The 15,612-nt window shown below is 69.6% G+C and carries 21 protein-coding genes and 1 tRNA gene; 16 read left to right on the plus strand and 6 right to left on the minus strand.

Annotated features, from left to right (window positions below; all coding sequences use genetic code 11):
* Positions 1 to 128 precede the first annotated feature (128 nt).
* Positions 129 to 839, plus strand: a complete 711-nt coding sequence (locus ABD108_RS20065) for an MspA family porin (protein ID WP_220658067.1) — start codon at positions 129 to 131, stop codon at positions 837 to 839.
* Positions 840 to 1,266: 427 nt separating this feature from the next.
* On the plus strand, positions 1,267 to 1,878 hold the full coding sequence (locus tag ABD108_RS20070) for an MspA family porin (RefSeq protein ID WP_255585676.1): 612 nt from the start codon (positions 1,267 to 1,269) through the stop codon (positions 1,876 to 1,878).
* Between the two features lie 584 nt (positions 1,879 to 2,462).
* Here the strand turns inward: ABD108_RS20070 and mscL are convergent.
* Positions 2,463 to 2,912, minus strand: a complete 450-nt coding sequence (gene mscL / locus ABD108_RS20075) for a large conductance mechanosensitive channel protein MscL (protein ID WP_220658069.1) — start codon at positions 2,910 to 2,912, stop codon at positions 2,463 to 2,465.
* 70 nt (positions 2,913 to 2,982) lie between these two features.
* On the opposite strand from mscL, the gene ABD108_RS20080 reads away from it, so the two are divergent.
* Positions 2,983 to 3,510, plus strand: coding sequence for a hypothetical protein (locus ABD108_RS20080; protein ID WP_343931210.1), 528 nt, complete (start codon positions 2,983 to 2,985; stop codon positions 3,508 to 3,510).
* Positions 3,507 to 4,508: a PrsW family intramembrane metalloprotease gene (locus ABD108_RS20085; protein WP_343931211.1), complete on the plus strand. Its 1,002-nt coding sequence runs from the start codon at positions 3,507 to 3,509 to the stop codon at positions 4,506 to 4,508. Before ABD108_RS20080 ends, ABD108_RS20085 begins: the two co-directional genes overlap by 4 nt.
* Before the next feature lie 3 nt (positions 4,509 to 4,511).
* On the opposite strand, the gene ABD108_RS20090 is transcribed toward ABD108_RS20085, so the two are convergent.
* From ABD108_RS20090 to ABD108_RS20100, 3 genes are all read right to left on the minus strand, one after another.
* Positions 4,512 to 5,165, minus strand: coding sequence for an RcpC/CpaB family pilus assembly protein (locus ABD108_RS20090; RefSeq protein WP_343931212.1), 654 nt, complete (start codon positions 5,163 to 5,165; stop codon positions 4,512 to 4,514).
* Between the two features lie 99 nt (positions 5,166 to 5,264).
* Complete coding sequence (locus tag ABD108_RS20095) at positions 5,265 to 6,074, minus strand: acyl-CoA thioesterase (protein WP_305110990.1); 810 nt, start codon at positions 6,072 to 6,074, stop codon at positions 5,265 to 5,267.
* A gap of 19 nt (positions 6,075 to 6,093) precedes the next feature.
* Entirely contained in the window at positions 6,094 to 6,363 is a 270-nt protein-coding gene (locus ABD108_RS20100) for an FmdB family zinc ribbon protein (protein ID WP_220658074.1), read from the minus strand.
* A 72-nt stretch (positions 6,364 to 6,435) separates the two neighbouring features.
* On the opposite strand from ABD108_RS20100, the gene ABD108_RS20105 reads away from it, so the two are divergent.
* Positions 6,436 to 7,020 (plus strand): TetR/AcrR family transcriptional regulator, encoded by a 585-nt coding sequence (locus tag ABD108_RS20105; protein ID WP_220658075.1) that lies wholly within the window; start codon positions 6,436 to 6,438, stop codon positions 7,018 to 7,020.
* Between the two features lie 145 nt (positions 7,021 to 7,165).
* A complete protein-coding gene (locus ABD108_RS20110) occupies positions 7,166 to 8,023 on the plus strand; it encodes an endonuclease domain-containing protein (RefSeq protein WP_343931213.1) in 858 nt (285 codons plus the stop codon).
* A 29-nt stretch (positions 8,024 to 8,052) separates the two neighbouring features.
* Here the strand turns inward: ABD108_RS20110 and ABD108_RS20115 are convergent, their stop codons facing one another.
* A complete protein-coding gene (locus ABD108_RS20115; RefSeq protein ID WP_343931214.1) occupies positions 8,053 to 8,625 on the minus strand; it encodes a 5-formyltetrahydrofolate cyclo-ligase in 573 nt (190 codons plus the stop codon).
* A 52-nt stretch (positions 8,626 to 8,677) separates the two neighbouring features.
* Between ABD108_RS20115 and ABD108_RS20120 the strand changes: the two genes are divergently transcribed.
* From ABD108_RS20120 to ABD108_RS20150, 7 genes are all read left to right on the plus strand, one after another.
* Complete coding sequence (locus ABD108_RS20120; RefSeq protein ID WP_220658078.1) at positions 8,678 to 9,574, plus strand: UTP--glucose-1-phosphate uridylyltransferase; 897 nt, start codon at positions 8,678 to 8,680, stop codon at positions 9,572 to 9,574.
* A 23-nt stretch (positions 9,575 to 9,597) separates the two neighbouring features.
* Positions 9,598 to 10,845, plus strand: a complete 1,248-nt coding sequence (gene glp / locus ABD108_RS20125; protein WP_220658079.1) for a molybdotransferase-like divisome protein Glp — start codon at positions 9,598 to 9,600, stop codon at positions 10,843 to 10,845.
* Positions 10,846 to 10,848: 3 nt separating this feature from the next.
* Complete coding sequence (locus ABD108_RS20130) at positions 10,849 to 11,481, plus strand: GNAT family N-acetyltransferase (RefSeq protein ID WP_343931215.1); 633 nt, start codon at positions 10,849 to 10,851, stop codon at positions 11,479 to 11,481.
* 142 nt (positions 11,482 to 11,623) lie between these two features.
* Entirely contained in the window at positions 11,624 to 12,820 is a 1,197-nt protein-coding gene (gene sepX / locus ABD108_RS20135; RefSeq protein WP_343931216.1) for a divisome protein SepX/GlpR, read from the plus strand.
* A gap of 43 nt (positions 12,821 to 12,863) precedes the next feature.
* Positions 12,864 to 12,936, plus strand: a tRNA-Ala gene (locus ABD108_RS20140).
* A 73-nt stretch (positions 12,937 to 13,009) separates the two neighbouring features.
* On the plus strand, positions 13,010 to 13,570 hold the full coding sequence (locus tag ABD108_RS20145; RefSeq protein ID WP_343931217.1) for a hypothetical protein: 561 nt from the start codon (positions 13,010 to 13,012) through the stop codon (positions 13,568 to 13,570).
* Positions 13,567 to 13,746, plus strand: coding sequence for a hypothetical protein (locus tag ABD108_RS20150; RefSeq protein WP_343931218.1), 180 nt, complete (start codon positions 13,567 to 13,569; stop codon positions 13,744 to 13,746). Before ABD108_RS20145 ends, ABD108_RS20150 begins: the two co-directional genes overlap by 4 nt.
* Here the strand turns inward: ABD108_RS20150 and ABD108_RS20155 are convergent.
* Complete coding sequence (locus tag ABD108_RS20155) at positions 13,722 to 14,075, minus strand: winged helix-turn-helix transcriptional regulator (RefSeq protein WP_305110984.1); 354 nt, start codon at positions 14,073 to 14,075, stop codon at positions 13,722 to 13,724. The genes ABD108_RS20150 and ABD108_RS20155 overlap by 25 nt on opposite strands.
* A gap of 100 nt (positions 14,076 to 14,175) precedes the next feature.
* Here ABD108_RS20155 and ABD108_RS20160 point away from each other — a divergent pair, with 100 nt between their 5' ends.
* From ABD108_RS20160 to ABD108_RS20170, 3 genes are all read left to right on the plus strand, one after another.
* Positions 14,176 to 14,607, plus strand: a complete 432-nt coding sequence (locus tag ABD108_RS20160; RefSeq protein WP_343931219.1) for a DoxX family protein — start codon at positions 14,176 to 14,178, stop codon at positions 14,605 to 14,607.
* Positions 14,604 to 15,245, plus strand: coding sequence for an NAD(P)-dependent oxidoreductase (locus ABD108_RS20165; RefSeq protein ID WP_220658086.1), 642 nt, complete (start codon positions 14,604 to 14,606; stop codon positions 15,243 to 15,245). Before ABD108_RS20160 ends, ABD108_RS20165 begins: the two co-directional genes overlap by 4 nt.
* A gap of 70 nt (positions 15,246 to 15,315) precedes the next feature.
* Positions 15,316 to 15,612: lysophospholipid acyltransferase family protein (locus tag ABD108_RS20170; RefSeq protein WP_343931220.1), on the plus strand; the 297-nt coding region annotated here is incomplete at its 3' end.

Consider the following 15,612-nt stretch of genomic DNA (forward strand, 5'->3'; position numbering starts at 1 on the left):
CTGGGTGGAGATCAAGGGTGGCAATCGTATTCAGGGTTTCCTGTACGGCGCCCCCTTCTCCCTGGGCTGACCGAAACTCCCGCTCGCGTCCGTGAGGGCGCGAAACCGATTCTCACAAGGATGAATTCATGAAGAAGCTTGCGATGCGCGGTGCCGCCGCGACTGCCGCCGCCGGCGTCCTGTGCGGTGCGATCGCCGTCAGCCCCGCCGCCGCCGATACTTTCATTCCCCTGGGGGTGTCGACCACCACGCAGAAGGTGGGCGATGCCAACATCACCGTGACCGTCAAGGATCACTCGGCGCGTCTGTCGCCGGGTATGGTCGCCCTGCCCACCACTCGCAACGCGTGGGTGTCGGGCAATGTGTCCGCGAAGATCGACGGCAAGGGTGCGAGTGGCGGCTCGATCGCAGCCGGGTACGCCGTGGGTTGCCAGGTCGACGTGGGCGCTGCTCAGGTCAACCTCGGTGCCAAGGCGGGGATCAACGACGCGAACGGCAATGTGCTGTCCCCCTCGGGCTACACGGGTGCGCCTTCGGTGTCGGGTTCGACTGGTGGCAGCCTGAAGCTCGCTGCCGGCAGCATCGGTACGCAGATGCTGACCTACGACCGCGCTACCTGGCCCTCCCCGGGCGACGAGTTCGCCCCCGACTGGGCGGAGCCGAGCACCGGGTTCAAGTTCACCGGCGCGAACGGGTCGCTGAGCTTCCAGGATCAGACCATCGGTGTGGACGGCTGTGCCGGTTACGCTCAGGCGAAGTTCTTCGCCAAGGTCAAGGCCAAGGTGGGGAACACCGAGGGCTACGTGATCCTCTGGGGCAAGCCCTTCTCGCTGGGCTGAGACCCTGCGTGATCGCCGAACGGGGCGGCATCCGGATCACCCCGGATGCCGCCCCGCGGCGTTTCCGTGCCGCCCCGGATGTGTCGGTTCTCTCAGGGAAATGGCACGAAATGTTAAGACTGCGGCAAACTGTTAAATCAGTGTTACCGAACGGCCCCTTCCCGGAATCTTCATGTTAGCTTTGTCGTCACTACCGCTCCCGGGTGCAGGCAAGCCCTTGAACTGCGCAGATGCGACATTTCGGCCATCGCGAAGCGAAACTCGCGTCTCTGCTGCGTTGCCACCCGGGCCGGACCGGCGGTGCTGAAAGGAACTCGGAATGTCGTCTCATCTCGTTCGCAAGGCGGCCGTGGGAGCTATTGCAGCCACGGCCACCGTTGGACTGCTCGGACCGGTCGCCACCGCGGGCGCCGACACCGTCATCCCCGTGCGCAACGCCAGCGCAACCACGAAGATCGGCTCCGGCGGCTCGCTGACCGTCACGGTCAAGCAGCAGACGGCCCGCTTGTCGCCGGGCATGGTGGCCCTGCCGACCACGCGCAACGCCTGGGTGTCCGGCGTGGTCAGCGCCAAGATCGACGGTGCCGACCCGAGCGGTGGCTCGATCGAGGCCGGGTATGCCGTGGGTTGCCAGGTCGATGTGGGTAGTGCGAACGTCAATCTGGGCGCTTCGGCAGGCGTCAACAACGACAGCGGAAACATCATTGACAGCACGGGGTACGTCGGCGCTCCGTCGGTCAAGGGCACTACTGGTGGTTCGATTTCGCTCGCTGCCGGTTCGATCGGCACGCAGTCGCTGACCTATGACCGCGCCACCTGGCCGAAGCCCGGCGACGAAGTGGCCCCGGACTGGTACGCGCCCGCCACCGATTTCGCGTTCGACGGCGCCTCGGGCGGCTTCACCTTCACTGATCAGACCATCGGTGTCGACGGCTGCGCCGGCTACGCACAGGCCCGCCTGTACGTGATCGTCAAGGGCACCGTCGGCAATTCCAAGGGCCGCCTGGTCCTGTGGGGTGACACGTTCACCCTCGGCTGAGCTGCGTTCAGCGGGCCACAGACCGCTGAACGTGAGAAGGGCGGCCCCGCTGCGGGGGCCGCCCTTCGTCGTTTCACGGAGCGCTGATTTCGCTCCAGTCCGCGTGGCTGCGGACGATCCGGGCTTCCTCGTGGACTTCTCGGTATCCCGTGATCGGGGCGGGGACTTTGCATATCGTCATCTATGTAGTGTCCGAACCGAAGGGAAAATCATGAGAAAGAACCTGTTCACCGCGTCCGTTGTTTCTGCGCTCGTTGTAGCTGGAGCATGTGCGGGGGTGGGACCCGCTGCCGCAGCCTCGTGCAAGGTGACCAGCTTTGCGAGTATCTATGACTCACCGGGCTCCTTCCTGTCCACCGGCTCCGTCTCGCCAGGAGATTCGTGGTGGGAAGATTCGACGTCTTTCGAGTTCGGTAAGTCGTGGAGTAAGGGATCCGATCCCTACAGTCCCAAATCTGGCTGGATCGAGCGGTCTGCCCTCAGCTGCAACTGACAACGGAAGGGCAGTGGGCGCTGAGCCCCCTAGATGCCGAAGGGCGGCCCCGCTGCGGGGGCCGCCCTTCGTCGTTTCCGGACCGTGCCGGCTACTGCTGCTTCGGCTGCGTGGGGAACTGGCCCGTGGGCGGAAGCGCCGCGTGCGCGCCGCCCTGAGCCGCACCGGCCTGCGAGGCGAGCAGGTCGCGGATCTCCACCAGCACGTCCACCTCGTCCTCGGTGGCCGCGCTGCCGGCGCGGTTCTTCAGCGTCTCGTAGGGCAGGATCAGCACGAAGTACACCACCGCCGCCACCAGGATGAAGTTGATCCCCGCGGTGATCACGGCGCCGAGGTCCACCGTGGTGGCGGGAACGCCCTTCTTGATCTCCCAGGCGAGGCCCTGCACGCTGTCGCCGCCACCGATCGAGGCGATGAGCGGCTGCACGATGTGTTCGGTGAACGCGGTGACGATCGCGGTGAACGCGGCACCGACCACGACGGCGACGGCCAAATCGAGCACGTTGCCTTTGAGGAGAAAGTCTTTGAAGCCCTTGAGCATTGCTGTCCATCCTTTGCGATTTCGTAACCTGTGTTACGCGTGAGGCAACTCTGCAGAATATGCTAACCATATGAACCGTTCCCGTGCAGTCGACGCGGGCGTTTCGGCGGGTGTGATTCTCGCCGTGGGGGGATTGGCCGCAGGCTGGTTCGGCGTCGAGCGCGCGGTACCCACCCCGATGACGCCCGTGCGCGACCAGACTTTCCGCGTCGGCAGCGGGGCCACCGGCGAGGTGGAGTTCCGCGCACCGTCGGGCTGGGAACGCGTGCCCACGGGCCGAGCCGACGTCCTGCGCTTCGTGCACCCGCAGGGCAGCACGCTGACCGTGCGGCTCACCACCGGGATGAAGGACTTCGACACCGCCGCGCCGCGGCGCCTGCGCGAGCTGGAGGTGGGCGGGGTGGACGCCTCCTTCACCGGCGATGTGCGCGGCGACCGGTTCACCGGCCGTACCTGCACCGCGACCGCGGGGGAGCGGCGCGGCGATTGCGCCGTGGTCGCCAGCGAAAAGCTGCTGGTCACCGTGCTCACACTCCGCACGGGCGACGGTCCGCTCGCCGACCTGCCCGCTCTCGTGCAGACGATGCGGACCTCGTGAAGCGCGACTGGGCCAGGCTGATCAGCGCCTGGGTGTTCGCGCTCGGGCTGGTACTCGGCGCGGTGGTGCTCCTGCGCGATATGCCGGAGCGTCTCGCCGCGTCGTGGAAGGGCGTGGCCGCGGCGCTGCCGGTGATCCTGATCGCCGCCGCGCTCGTGGCGGGGATCATCGTGCTGCTCGACCGCTCGCACGCGCAGGTCCGATCCGCGTGGGGCCTGGCCTTCGCCTGGGGCGCGATCGGCGCCTGCGGGCTGGCGCTGCAGATCAACGGGTTCGCCTCCGACGCGGTGCTCGACGTGCTCGACGATCCGGGCGCCACCACCTGGAGCGCCGCCCTCATCGGCCCTCTCGACGAGGAGACCATCAAGGGCGCCGGCGTCGCCCTGCTGCTGGTGATGTACCGCGACCGGGTGCGCCGGCCGATGCAGGTCTTCGCCGTCGGTGCCTTCGCCGGGCTCGGATTCCAGGTGGTCGAGAACGTCTCGTACGCGGTGACCTTCGCGCTGCGGGACGCGCAGTCCGACGTGGCCGGGGCGCTGACCGTCTCCATCCTGCGGGCCGTCTTCGGATTCCAATCGCACTGGGTGTACACCGGGCTGTTCGCGGTGGGCCTGATCCTGCTGCGCTCGCGTGCGGCGCTCGGCCTGCTGGGCATCGCCCTCGCCTACCTGCTGCACTTCTGGTGGAACGCGCCGAGCGGGGAGAATCCGGCCATCGTGCTGCTCCTGCTGGTGCTCAAGTGCGCCGTCACCGTGGGCGTGCTGGCCGGTGCGTGGGTGTGGATGCTCCTCGAGCAACGACGGTGGCTGGCCGGCGCGATCCGCACGCCCGAGGCCGCGCAATTGGCACCGCCGCAGGAACTGGCGGCCCTGCCCACCCGCGCGCAGCGGCGCAATGCGCAGCAGTACATGCGCTTCTACTACGGTCCGGCGGTCGCCGATGTCACCCGGCAGCGGCAGAACTGGCTGCTGCGCGAGCTCACCTACCGGGTCGGCTGACGATCACCGGAAGACCACCGACAGCGGCGAACTGAGCGCCGCGGCGGCCACCGCATGCGCCTCGCTCTCGGACATCGCGAGCATCGCCGTGCGGGCCTGCTGCCGCGGACCCTGTGCCGCCGCGGCCACGGCCACCGTGGCAGACCGGGCCAGGACCAGCGGCGCACCGTCGTCCTGGTCGCCGGCCCGTGGTTTGCGCTGGGCGACCACGTCGACCACGTCGCCGGGCCGCAGCAGGTCCATCGTGGCCGAATCCTGCAGTGCCACGGGCACGAGCCGCGCTCCCGGCCGGATCTGTCCCGCCGTGCGATCGGTGAGCACCCGCCGGTCGGTGAGGATCTCGCCGACGCCGACCGGCCCCGTCACCGACCGGCCGACGGCCTCGTCGGCCGCCAACAGCGCGTCCTGCGGGGCGAGCTCGGCGGGAACCGTCGTCAGCCGCACGTCGTCGGCGGTGAGCTTGCCACCGGGCCCCAGTTCGCGTGCGGCCGTGAGCACCTCGGCCCGCGGTCCGCGCGGCTCGGTGGTGACGGCGAGGACCAGGGCGAGCACCGCCAGCAGCGCGGCGGCCGCCCTCCGCGCCGCGAGGGTGCGGGCCCATCCCGGGCGCAGTGCCGCGCGCAGTCGCTCGGCGCCGGTCGGTTGCAACGAGTCCATGACCGGACGCTACGACGGCGCACCGTCGGGCTCGGGGCGAAACCACGCTGCGATGCCCGGCCTGTGGAAAACCCCGAACCTGTGGAGGAAGGGCCCGGATCAGCCCTGTGGATCCTTGTAGTAGACCAGCTGGTGCGTGGTTGCCAGCAGCGTGCCCGCGCGGCCCCAGACCTGCCCGTACTGGTCGAAATGGCCGTGTCCGAACCGGGCCGCCGAGGCGGTGCCCAGCAGGTAGTCGTCGCCCTGTTCGGCGAGTTCGGCGGCGGTGGCGTGGAAGTAGGTGGTCAGCGAGATCGTGCCCGCTGGCAGGTACGTGCCGCGGCGCAGGAAGACGCGCGGGAAGAAGGCGTCCGCGATCGAGGCGAGGGCGGGGTAGTCCAGGTCGCGGCCCGGCCGGTCGCGCAGCCACAGCGTGGTGGTCGACGACGGCTGCGGTCCCGTGATGTCGTTCAGGCCGCCCTCCACGAAGCGCTTCTCGTAATTGCGCGGCCAGGCGATGAACTCGGGGAACTCCTGCTCGGCGTAGTCCTCGGGCGCGCCGACGGACGGGAAGTCGTACTCGGTGTCGCTCCAGGTGTCGCGGCGCGTGCCGAAGACCGCGGTGCCGGAGGCGACCGGACCGTCGTTCTGGCTGATCAGGAAGGTGAAGTGCTGGTTCGTGCGGTTGGTGCGCAGCACCGTGACCGCGATCTCCCAGGCGCCCTCGGCGATCGGGGCGGCGTAGTTCAGGGTCATCGACAGCGGATCGCCCTGCGCCTGCGGGTGGTGCTGCAGTGCGGTCACCACCGTGGCGGCGGTGATCCCGCCGAACGGTCCGACCATGTTGTTGTAGGCGGGATGGGTGTGCGCCCGGAAGACTCCGGGGGACACCTGCTCGACCGCGGTCGCCTCATCGAAAACGTGCGTCATGAGAGCAACCTACACAGCGTTAGGAGCCGGACGGATTGGCGGCCTTCTCGACCTTCGCCGCGGTGTCCGACGACGACTTCGTCTCGGACTTGGCGGTGGTGTCGGCCTTCGAGCTGCGGGAATCGGTGCGGTAGAAGCCGCTGCCCTTGAAGACCACGCCCACCGAGTTGAACAGCTTGCGCAGCGGTCCGCCGCAGTTCGGGCAGACGGTCAGCGGATCATCCGAGAAGGACTGCACGGCGTCGAAGGATTCGCCGCACTCCTTGCACGCGTACGAGTAAGTAGGCACCCACCCATATTACCGCGTAGTTAGCACTCCGACGAGTCGAGTGCCAACGGTGTGAGCGGATACGATACCGGTATGACGGTTCCCTCGGCTGCGCACATCGGCGCTCAGCGAACGCCGTCGCCGGCACGTCGGATCGTGGAGGCGGCGCGCGAGGTGATCGCGGCGAACGGCATCCCCGGCGTCAGCATGGACCAGGTGGCCAAACAGGCCCACGTCTCCCGCAGCACGCTGTACCGGATCTTCCCCAACCGCGACCAGCTGATCGCGCGGGTGGTGGCCATCGAGATCCGCACCCTGCGCCGCCGGCTCGACAAGACGATCGTCGGGTTCACGCCGCAGCAGACCCTGGTGGAGGTGTTCGTGCTCAGCATCGAACAGGCCGCCGCCAACCTCGCCGTGTCCAAGGTGCTGGCCGCGGAACCGGAATACTTCCTGCGCATCCCGCGCGGGGTGTGGGACCTGCTGATCCAGGGCATCGTGATCCGGCTGCGCAATTCCGGTGCCGAGCAGGACTACGCCGATCTCTGCTCCGTGACCGACCTCATGCTCCGGGTCACGGGCTCCCTGCTGTCCAATCCGCCCACCGGCCTGGACGTCAGTGATTCGGCGGCGCTGCGCGCCTACGGTGAGCGCTACATCGCGCGTCTCCTGATCTAGCCCCGCGAAACTGTCGCCCAGCGGCGTCGTGAGGACATAGTGGCTGCGTAGGCCCTGTGGAGAACAGTTTCGCGACAGAGGCATTCATCCACAGGCCGCCTCCTGGTCGGCAGGTTCCGTCCGTGGCATCGCGCACCCTGCTCGCATGGACATCGAACGGGCCGTGCAGCAGATCGCGGCAGTCGACGGCGGAGTGGTCTCGCGGCAGATGCTGCTCTCGTGCGGCGTCGCGCCCGCGGACATCGAGCACGCCGTGCGGCACCGCCATCTCACGGTGGTCCGCCGCGGCTGGTACGACGCGGGGGCTTCCGATCCGGCGGTGGTGGCAGCGGTGCGATCCGGCGGCGTGGTCACGTGCATCAGTGCACTCGCCCGTCGCGACGGGGTGTGGAGCGTGCCCGCAGCGCGCGTGCACATTCGCCGGTCCCGGCACCTTCGCGCGCAGGGGCAATGCTCGGCCTACCGGCCGCTGGCGACTCCGCGGCGGGCGGTCGATCCCATTCCGGAGGCACTGGCCTGCGCGGCTCGGTGTGCATCGGAGGAGGATTTCGTCGCGATCTGCGATTCCGTGCTCCGGCGGCCGGGGTGGTCCGTCGGCGACGTCGCTCCGTTGCTGGAGGGCGCGCCGCTGCGCGTGCAGCGGTTGCTGGGGGAAGTCGATCCGCGGGCGGACTCCGGCATCGAGTCGCTGGTGCGGTTCCGGTTGCGGCGCCGCGGTATTCGGTTGCGCACTCAGGTGCGAATACCCGATGTCGGCACGGTGGACATGCTGGTCGGGGACCGGTTGATCATCGAGTGCGATGGGAAGCAGCACCACCTCGGACAGCAGTTCGGGAAGGACCGCTGGCGGGACCTGGTCTCGGTGGCGGACGGCTACCTCGTGATGCGATTGAGCTATGCCCACGTGGTGCATCAGTGGGACGAGGTGTTGCCGTTCATCCGTGCCGTCATCCGCCGCCGCTCGCACCGAGATCGCTGCGGGAAACTGTCGCGTAGCGGCTGAGCGCGGACACTATGGCCGCAGCGGCCCGCTCAGGAACAGTTTCGCGACAGCTCGATCAGTCCGGACGGGGTGAGGGCGGCGTGCACGGGCACGTCGGTGGGCTCGGCGGGCAGCTCGTCGACCAGTTCGTGGTCGTAGACCACCGCGATCAGCCGGGCGCCGCTGCGCAGCGACCGGTCGTAGTACCCCGCCCCGCGGCCGAGCCGGACCCCGCTGCGCGAGACCCCCACTGCGGGGAGCAGCACGGTATCCACCGAGGTCAGGGCGTCGGCGCCGAGTCGCTGCCCCGGCGGCTCCAGCAGCCCGAAGGGGCCCGCGGCCAGCTCGCCCCGGTACACCGACCAATCGAGGGCGCCCGGTGTGGCGGGTGTCACCGGCAGCAGCACCTCGCCGCCGATCGCGTCCAGCATCGCGAGGCTCCCGGGCTCCGCGCCCACGGGCACGTAGGCCGCCACCCGGGCACCAAGGTCGAGCCCCGCCACCAGCTCCGATAGCGCCCTGGCCGCGGCCTCTCGCTCGGTCTTGCCGAGGGCCGCGCGCTGCTCTCGCAGGCGCGCCCTCCAGGCCCGCTTCTCCGCCGCCGTACCGGGGTCACAGCTCATGGAGTCCATACTCACATCGTTACCCAAGCGTGACCTACCCTATGGTGGGGGAATGAACTCGCCGTCCATTCCGAAGACCGCGGTGGTCCCCGCCGCCGGCCTCGGCACCCGCTTCCTCCCTGCGACCAAGACGGTTCCCAAGGAACTCCTCCCGGTGGTCGATACGCCGGGCATCGAGCTCGTGGCCGAAGAGGCTGCCGCCGCCGGTGCCGAGCGCCTCTGCATCGTCACCAGCCCCGGCAAAGACGGTGTGGTCGCCCACTTCGTCGAGGACCTGGTGCTCGAGGGCACCCTCGAGAAGCGCGGCAAGAAGGCCATGCTCGACAAGGTTCGCCGCGCCCCCAACCTGATTCACGCCGAAGCGGTGATCCAGGACAAGCCGCTGGGCCTCGGTCACGCGGTCGCCTGTGTGGAGCCCGTGCTCGACGACGACGAGGACGCCATCGCCGTGCTCCTGCCCGACGATCTGGTGCTCCCGATCGGCGTGCTCACCACCATGGCCAAGGTGCGCGAGAAGCGCGGCGGCTCGGTGCTGTGCGCCATCGAGGTGACCCCGGAGCAGATCAGCAGCTACGGCGCCTTCGACGTCGAGATCGTTCCCGACGCCGCGAATCCCGATGTGCTCAAGGTCAACGGCATGGTCGAGAAGCCCAAGGCCGAGGACGCCCCGTCGAACTACGCGGCGGCCGGCCGCTACCTGCTGGACCGGGCGATCTTCGACGCGCTGCGCCGCATCGAGCCGGGCGCGGGCGGCGAACTCCAGCTGACCGATGCGATCGCACTGCTCATCAGCGAGGGGCATCCCGTGCACGTGGTGGTGCACCGCGGAACCCGACACGATCTCGGAAATCCCGGTGGCTACCTCAAGGCTGCGGTTGACTTGGCGCTGGACCGTGACGACTACGGACCCGACCTGCGGGAATGGCTGCAGGAACGACTGAACAGCTGACTTCGGGCACAGGGAGGCGAGACATGCGCTCCGTTGAGGACCATCTGGCACGGGTCACGGCGGCGGCGGTGGCCCCCCGTCCGGTGCGCGTGGGCATCTCGGAGGCGCAGGGCCTGATGTGCGCCGAGGAGGTCGTGGTCGAGAACGCGCTTCCGGCGTTCGACCAGGCCGCCATCGACGGGTACGCCGTGCGCTCGGTGGACGTGGCCGATGCCGGCGCGACCGACGAGGAGACCGGCGAGCAGATCGTCGTGACGCTGCCCGTGGTGGGCGAGGTGCGGGCCGGGAACCGCCAGCCCATCCGGCTGCAGCCGGGGCAGGCCGTCAAGGTCGAGACCGGTGCGCCGCTGCCCACGCTGGCCGATGCGGTGCTGCCGGACAAGTGGACCGACGGTGGCCTGTCGAAGGTCAAGGTGGGCCACTCGGTCCGGTCGGGACAGTACGTGCGCCGCACGGGCGACGATGTGCAGCCGGGCGATGTGGCGGTGCGCCGCGGCACCGTCGTCGGTCCGGCGCAGGTGGGCCTGCTCGCCGCCGTCGGCAAGGACAAGGTCTCCGTGCATCCGCGGCCCCGTGTCGCGGTGATCTCGGTGGGCCGCGAGCTGGTGGACATCGATCGCGAGACCGGTGCCGGCCAGGTGTACGACGTGGCCTCCTACGCGCTGGCCGCGGCCGCCCGCGACTGCGGCGCCGAGGTGCACCGGGTGGGCATCGTCTCCGGCGATCAGGCCCAATTGCACGATGCCGTCGAGGCGCAGTTGCAGCGTTCCGAGGTGGTGATCATCACCTCCTCGCTGGGCGGTACCGCGTCGGACGAGATCACCGCGGCCCTGGCCGATCTCGGCGATCTGGCGGTGGAGCGCATCGCGATGCACCCCGCCTCGGTGCAGGGCTTCGGTGCGCTCGGGCCCGACGAGGTGCCCACCTTCCTGCTGCCCTCGAACCCGATGAGCGCGCTGGTGGCCTTCGAGGTGATGGTGCGGCCGCTGGTGCGGATCGCGCTGGGCAAGCGGCAGCCGATGCGCCGGCTGGTCACCGCGAAGAGCGCGGCGTCCTTCGAATCGCCGGCGGGCCGGCGCGGGTACGTGCGCGGGCAGCTCATGCGCGACGAGGATTCCGGCGAGTTCATGGTGGCCCCGATCCCCGACAACGGCTCGCACCTGCTGGTGAGCCTGGCCGAGGCCAACTGCCTGATCGTGGTGGACCCGGAGGTGACGGAGGTCCGGGCCGGCGACGACGTGGTGGTCGCCTTCCTCGCGCAGCGCGGCTGACGCGTGCTGTTCGGCGCGTATTGGCAGGTCCGTCTAGGGCCGCTGCGGACGGCGGCGGGCACCGTGGTCCTGCGCCCGATCCGTGCGCGCGATGCCCGGCAGTGGTCCCGATTGCGCCTGCTGAACCGGGCTGAGCTACAGCCCTGGGAGCCCTCGGGTGAGCTCGATTGGACCCGGCGGCACACCGCATCGGCGTGGCCGCCGCTGTGCGCTTCGCTGCGGTCGCAGGCGCGCTCGGGCACGGTGATCCCCTGGGTGATCGAGGTGGACGGGGAGTACGCGGGGCAGATCACGGTCGGCAACATCACGCGCGGCGCGTTGCAGAGCGCCTGGGTGGGGTACTGGGTGGACCGGCGGTTCACCGGCCGCGGGGTGGCCACGACCGCGGTGGCGCTGGCGGTGGATCACTGCTTCCAACGGCTGGGCCTGCACCGGGTGGAGGCCACGGTGCGCCCGGAGAACGCCGGATCCCGTGCGGTGCTGGCGAATTCCGGCTTCCGCGAGGAGGGGATGCTGCGGCGGTACCTGCACGTGGACGGCCTGTGGCGCGATCACCTGCTGGTGGCGATCACCGCCGAGGAGGTGGCCGATTCGATGGTCGCCCGGCTGGTGCGGTCGGGTCGCGCACGCTTCTGAGGCTGTGACTCGTGTGACGGAACGAGATTTTTGAGGTTCCGCTACGGCGCGTCGGACCGGATCGCGAGCCCCGGTGAAATAGCCTGGACCGCGACTTACACGGATGTGATCCGTGCTCGACGAACTGCCGGAGGGAGCCGACATGATTCCCCAGACTCTGCTGTGGGTCGGGCTCGTGATCGCGTGGCTGGTGGTGCTGGTGCCGATGCTCGTCGCGCGCCACCCCAAGGTGAACACCGTGACCGATGCGACGCTCAAGACCCGTCTGCTGCATCGCGGCGGATCCGCCAAGCTCGCGCTGCGGCGCAAGATCACGCCCACCGGCACCGCCGACGGCGAGCGCGACGATGCCGAGCTCGACGAGCCGGTCCGCGCGACCGACGACGTCGACGAGCTGGAGGAGGCGCACGCCTACGTCGACTCCGATGTCGACGATCTGCCCGCCGCCGGCCCGCTGGACGGCGACACCGTGCCGCTCGTGCCCGTGCGCCGCGCCGCGGTGACCGCGCCGAAGGCCCCCCTCGCACCCGAGCCGGAACTGCACGAGCCCGAACTGCACGACGAGCCCGAGGTCGAGGCGAAGCCCGTCGTCGAGGCGAAGCCCGTCGTCCAGGCCGAGCGCATCGAGGTCGCGGAGATCGTGGACGTCGAGGAGCTCGACGATGCCCTGGAGACCGAGGAGCTCGCCCCCGTCGCCCGTCCCGCGGCCCCGGCGGCGGAGCGCCACGACGAGGACGTCGACGCCGAGATCGATGGTGCCGAGACCGAACTCGCGATCGACGAGCCCGACGAGGTGCCCGCGGACGAGGCGCTGACCGAGGAGGTCGCCCCGGTCTCGCGCGCCGCGGTCGAGCGAGTGGACCCGGTCGGCATCGACGCATCGTCGCGCCGCCGTGGTGGTTTCGACCCCGAGAACGACGCTCGGCTCTCCGAGGCGCGCTACCGGTTCCGGCAGCGCGTGACGCTGGCCCTGGGCGTGCTCGCCGTGGTCGCGCTGGGCGCCGGACTGATGGCCGTGCCCTTCGCCTGGTACGCGCTCGGCGCGCTGGCGCTCGGCCTGGTCGGTTACCTCGCGTACCTGCGCCGCACGGTGCGGATCGAGACCGAGATCCGGCGCCGCCGGATGGCCCGCCTGGAACGCGCGCGCCGCGAGCGTGAGCGCGAGTCCGAGGTGGTCGACGGTGTCCCCGCGCACCTGCGCCGCGGCGGCTGCGTGGTGATGGAGATCGACGACGAGGACCCCGCCTTCGATCACCTGCCGCGCTACCGCGCCGAGGAGTTCGAATTCCTCCGCCCGACCGCTGACCTGCCCGAACCCGTTCAGCGCAAGGTCGGTTAACGGATACTCGACCACCCTTGCTAGAGTGGTCGAGTTCCATCGAGGGGCTATAGCGCAGTTGGTAGCGCGCCTCGTTCGCATCGAGGAGGTCAGGGGTTCGATTCCCCTTAGCTCCACTCCAGGAACACCGGAAGGCCCCCTCCTCGCGGAGGGGGCCTTCTGCGTGCGCGGGGTGGGTACGCTGAGCGCATGGAACCGCCCGTCGGGCACGTCGTTCACCTCGAATCCGCGTTGGGCACGGCGCCGCCCGCGCGCCTGCGGCTCCCGCAGCGGTTGGGCGGTCCGGCCAAGGCCGCGGTGGGCGCAGTGCTCGTGATCGGCGCCGTGATCGCCGCGGTGGGGATCGCATCGCTGTGGACGGCGCAGACGCCGGGCCTGTGGTTCTCGATCCTGTTCACCGTGCTGCTGGGCGGCCTCACCCTCGGATTCTGGGCGGCCTACCTCGTCTCCTTCGGCTCCGCGGCGCAGGCGCGGCGCGCGGAGGCGGCGTGGGAAGCGGGGTGCGCCATCGCGGTTCCCGCCGACGGCCGCGTCACCGACCGGAAGGTGGCCGTGACCGACACCGGCCGGGTCTCGGGCTTCGACCTCACGATCGCGCTGCCCGACGGTGCCGTCGTGGCCGCGTGGCACGGCCGGGGCGAGCCGATCCTGCAGCCGCAGGTGCCCGGCGTGGGTGCGCCGGTGCGGGTGTGGCGGGCCGACGGTGCCCTCGTGGTCGAGGTGGTCGATCCCACGGTGGTGGTCTCGTGAGCCCGCTGGAAGAGCTTCGGCGGTGGGAGGATTCGGGCGGCGCCTGGCGGGTGCTGCGGCGCGGCGACGATGCGGTGACGGTCGCGCTGCTGCGGTGCGACGGCGGTGAGATCGTCGACCGGCTCGAATCCGCTGATCCGGCGCTGCGCGTCTACGTCGCGGTGGACGAGGACTGACTCATGACCCGGGGCATCGCCGCTTCCACGGTGTGCGCCAGGTTCTGCACGGCCTCGGCGATATCGCGGCCGGTGTCCGTGAGCCGGTATTCGGTCAACGGGGGGTTCGTTCCGGCCGAGTACCGAGCAACGAGCCCGTCGTCGACGAGGGTGCGCAGGGTCTGGGTGAGCATGCGGTCGCTGATGCCCTCCACCCGCCGCCGGATCTCGCCGAACCGCTGCGGTTCGACGGTGAGCCGTCCGAGGACCAGGGCCCCCCACCGTCCGGTGACATGTGCGAACACCTGGCGAGAGGGGCAGTTCTTCGCGAAGACGTCGAAGTCTGCCATTTTCTTTACCTTACACGTACGGGACTATTGCGCTTACGAATCGTCTGTGCTTCTATAGTAGCCACCTAAGCTTGAAGCTTCAACTATATTAGGAGATCTCATGGTCAAGAAGCTGGTCACCGCCCAGTTCTTCTCGCTCACCACCGCCCGCATCATCCTCGGCATCGTCTTCTTCGCCCACGGCTGGCGGTCGATGTTCACCGTCGGCCCCGGTCAGACGGGTCGCTTCTTCGAGTCGCTCGGAATTCCGCTGCCCAACTTCTTCGCCTGGGTCGTCGGCCTCACCGAGCTCTTCGGCGGCGCCCTGCTCATCCTCGGCCTCGCTGTGCCGCTCGTCGCCGTGGCCCTGATCATCGACATGCTGGTGGCCATGTTCACCGTCCACATCGATAAGGGCTTCTTCTCCATGAACGGCGGCATCGAGCTCAACCTGGTCCTGATCGCCGGCCTGCTCGCGGTGGCCGCAGTGCCGCAGACCTCGCTGGGTCTGGACGCGCTGATCCTCAAGAAGAAGCTGGAGAGCTCCAAGTGAAGGTCGTCGTCTTCGGCGCCTCCGGCTACTCCGGATCGGCCATCACCGCCGAGCTCGTCTCGCGCGGTATCGACACGGTGGGCATCGCCCGCTCGATCGACAAGGTCCCGGCCGGCGCAACCGCAGCCTCGGGCGATGTGACGGACGCCGATTTCGTGGCCGATGCCACCGCCGATGCCACCGTGATCGTCTCCGCTCTGCCGACTGCGGCACCGTCGGGCGAGGGCGTCGACCTGCCCACCTCCCTGGCCGACCTCGTGACCGCCGCGCGTGCGGCGGGTGCGCGCCTGGGTGTGGTGGGCGGCGCCGGCAGCCTGCTGGTGGCCGACGGGGGACCGAAGCTGGTGGAGACGCCCGGCTTCCCGGACGCGGTCAAGCCGATCGCGCTCGAACACGACCGCGCGCTGGACTACCTGCGCACCGTCGACGATGTGGACTGGTTCTACCTGAGCCCCGCGGCGAGCTACGGCTCCTTCAACCCCGGCACCAAGCGGGGCGCGTACCGCACCAGCGGCGACCTGCTCCTCACCGATGCCGACGGCAACTCGGAGATCTCCGGTGAGGATTACGCCGTGGCCTTCGTCGATGAGATCGTGACGCCCGCGCACCATCGCGAACGCTTCTCCGTGGCGTACTGACAACCCGCCACGACTCGCGCTGCACCGTCGTATTCTGACCCCGGCTACCGAAAGCGGCCGAGGGAGGACGATGGTGCAGCGCGAGCCCGTGTTCCGGGCGGTGGAGGTCCTGGCGAAGGGGATCGTCGGGGCCCAGGGACTGCGGATCGACTACCGCGGGGTGCACAACATCCCCCGCGAGGGCGGCGTGGTGCTGGCCGTGAACCACACCTCGTACGTCGACTTCCTCGAGGCCGGGCTCGTCGCCCGCCGGGCCGGCCGCTGGCCCCGCTACATGATGAAGGCCGAGCTGCGGCGCAACCTGTTCATCGGCTTTCTCATGAAGCACTGCAAGGCGATCGGTGTCGACCGCGAGCACGGCGCCGAG

The organism is Tsukamurella strandjordii, assembly GCF_039525985.1.
Taxonomy (GTDB): Bacteria; Actinomycetota; Actinomycetes; order Mycobacteriales; family Mycobacteriaceae; genus Tsukamurella; species Tsukamurella strandjordii.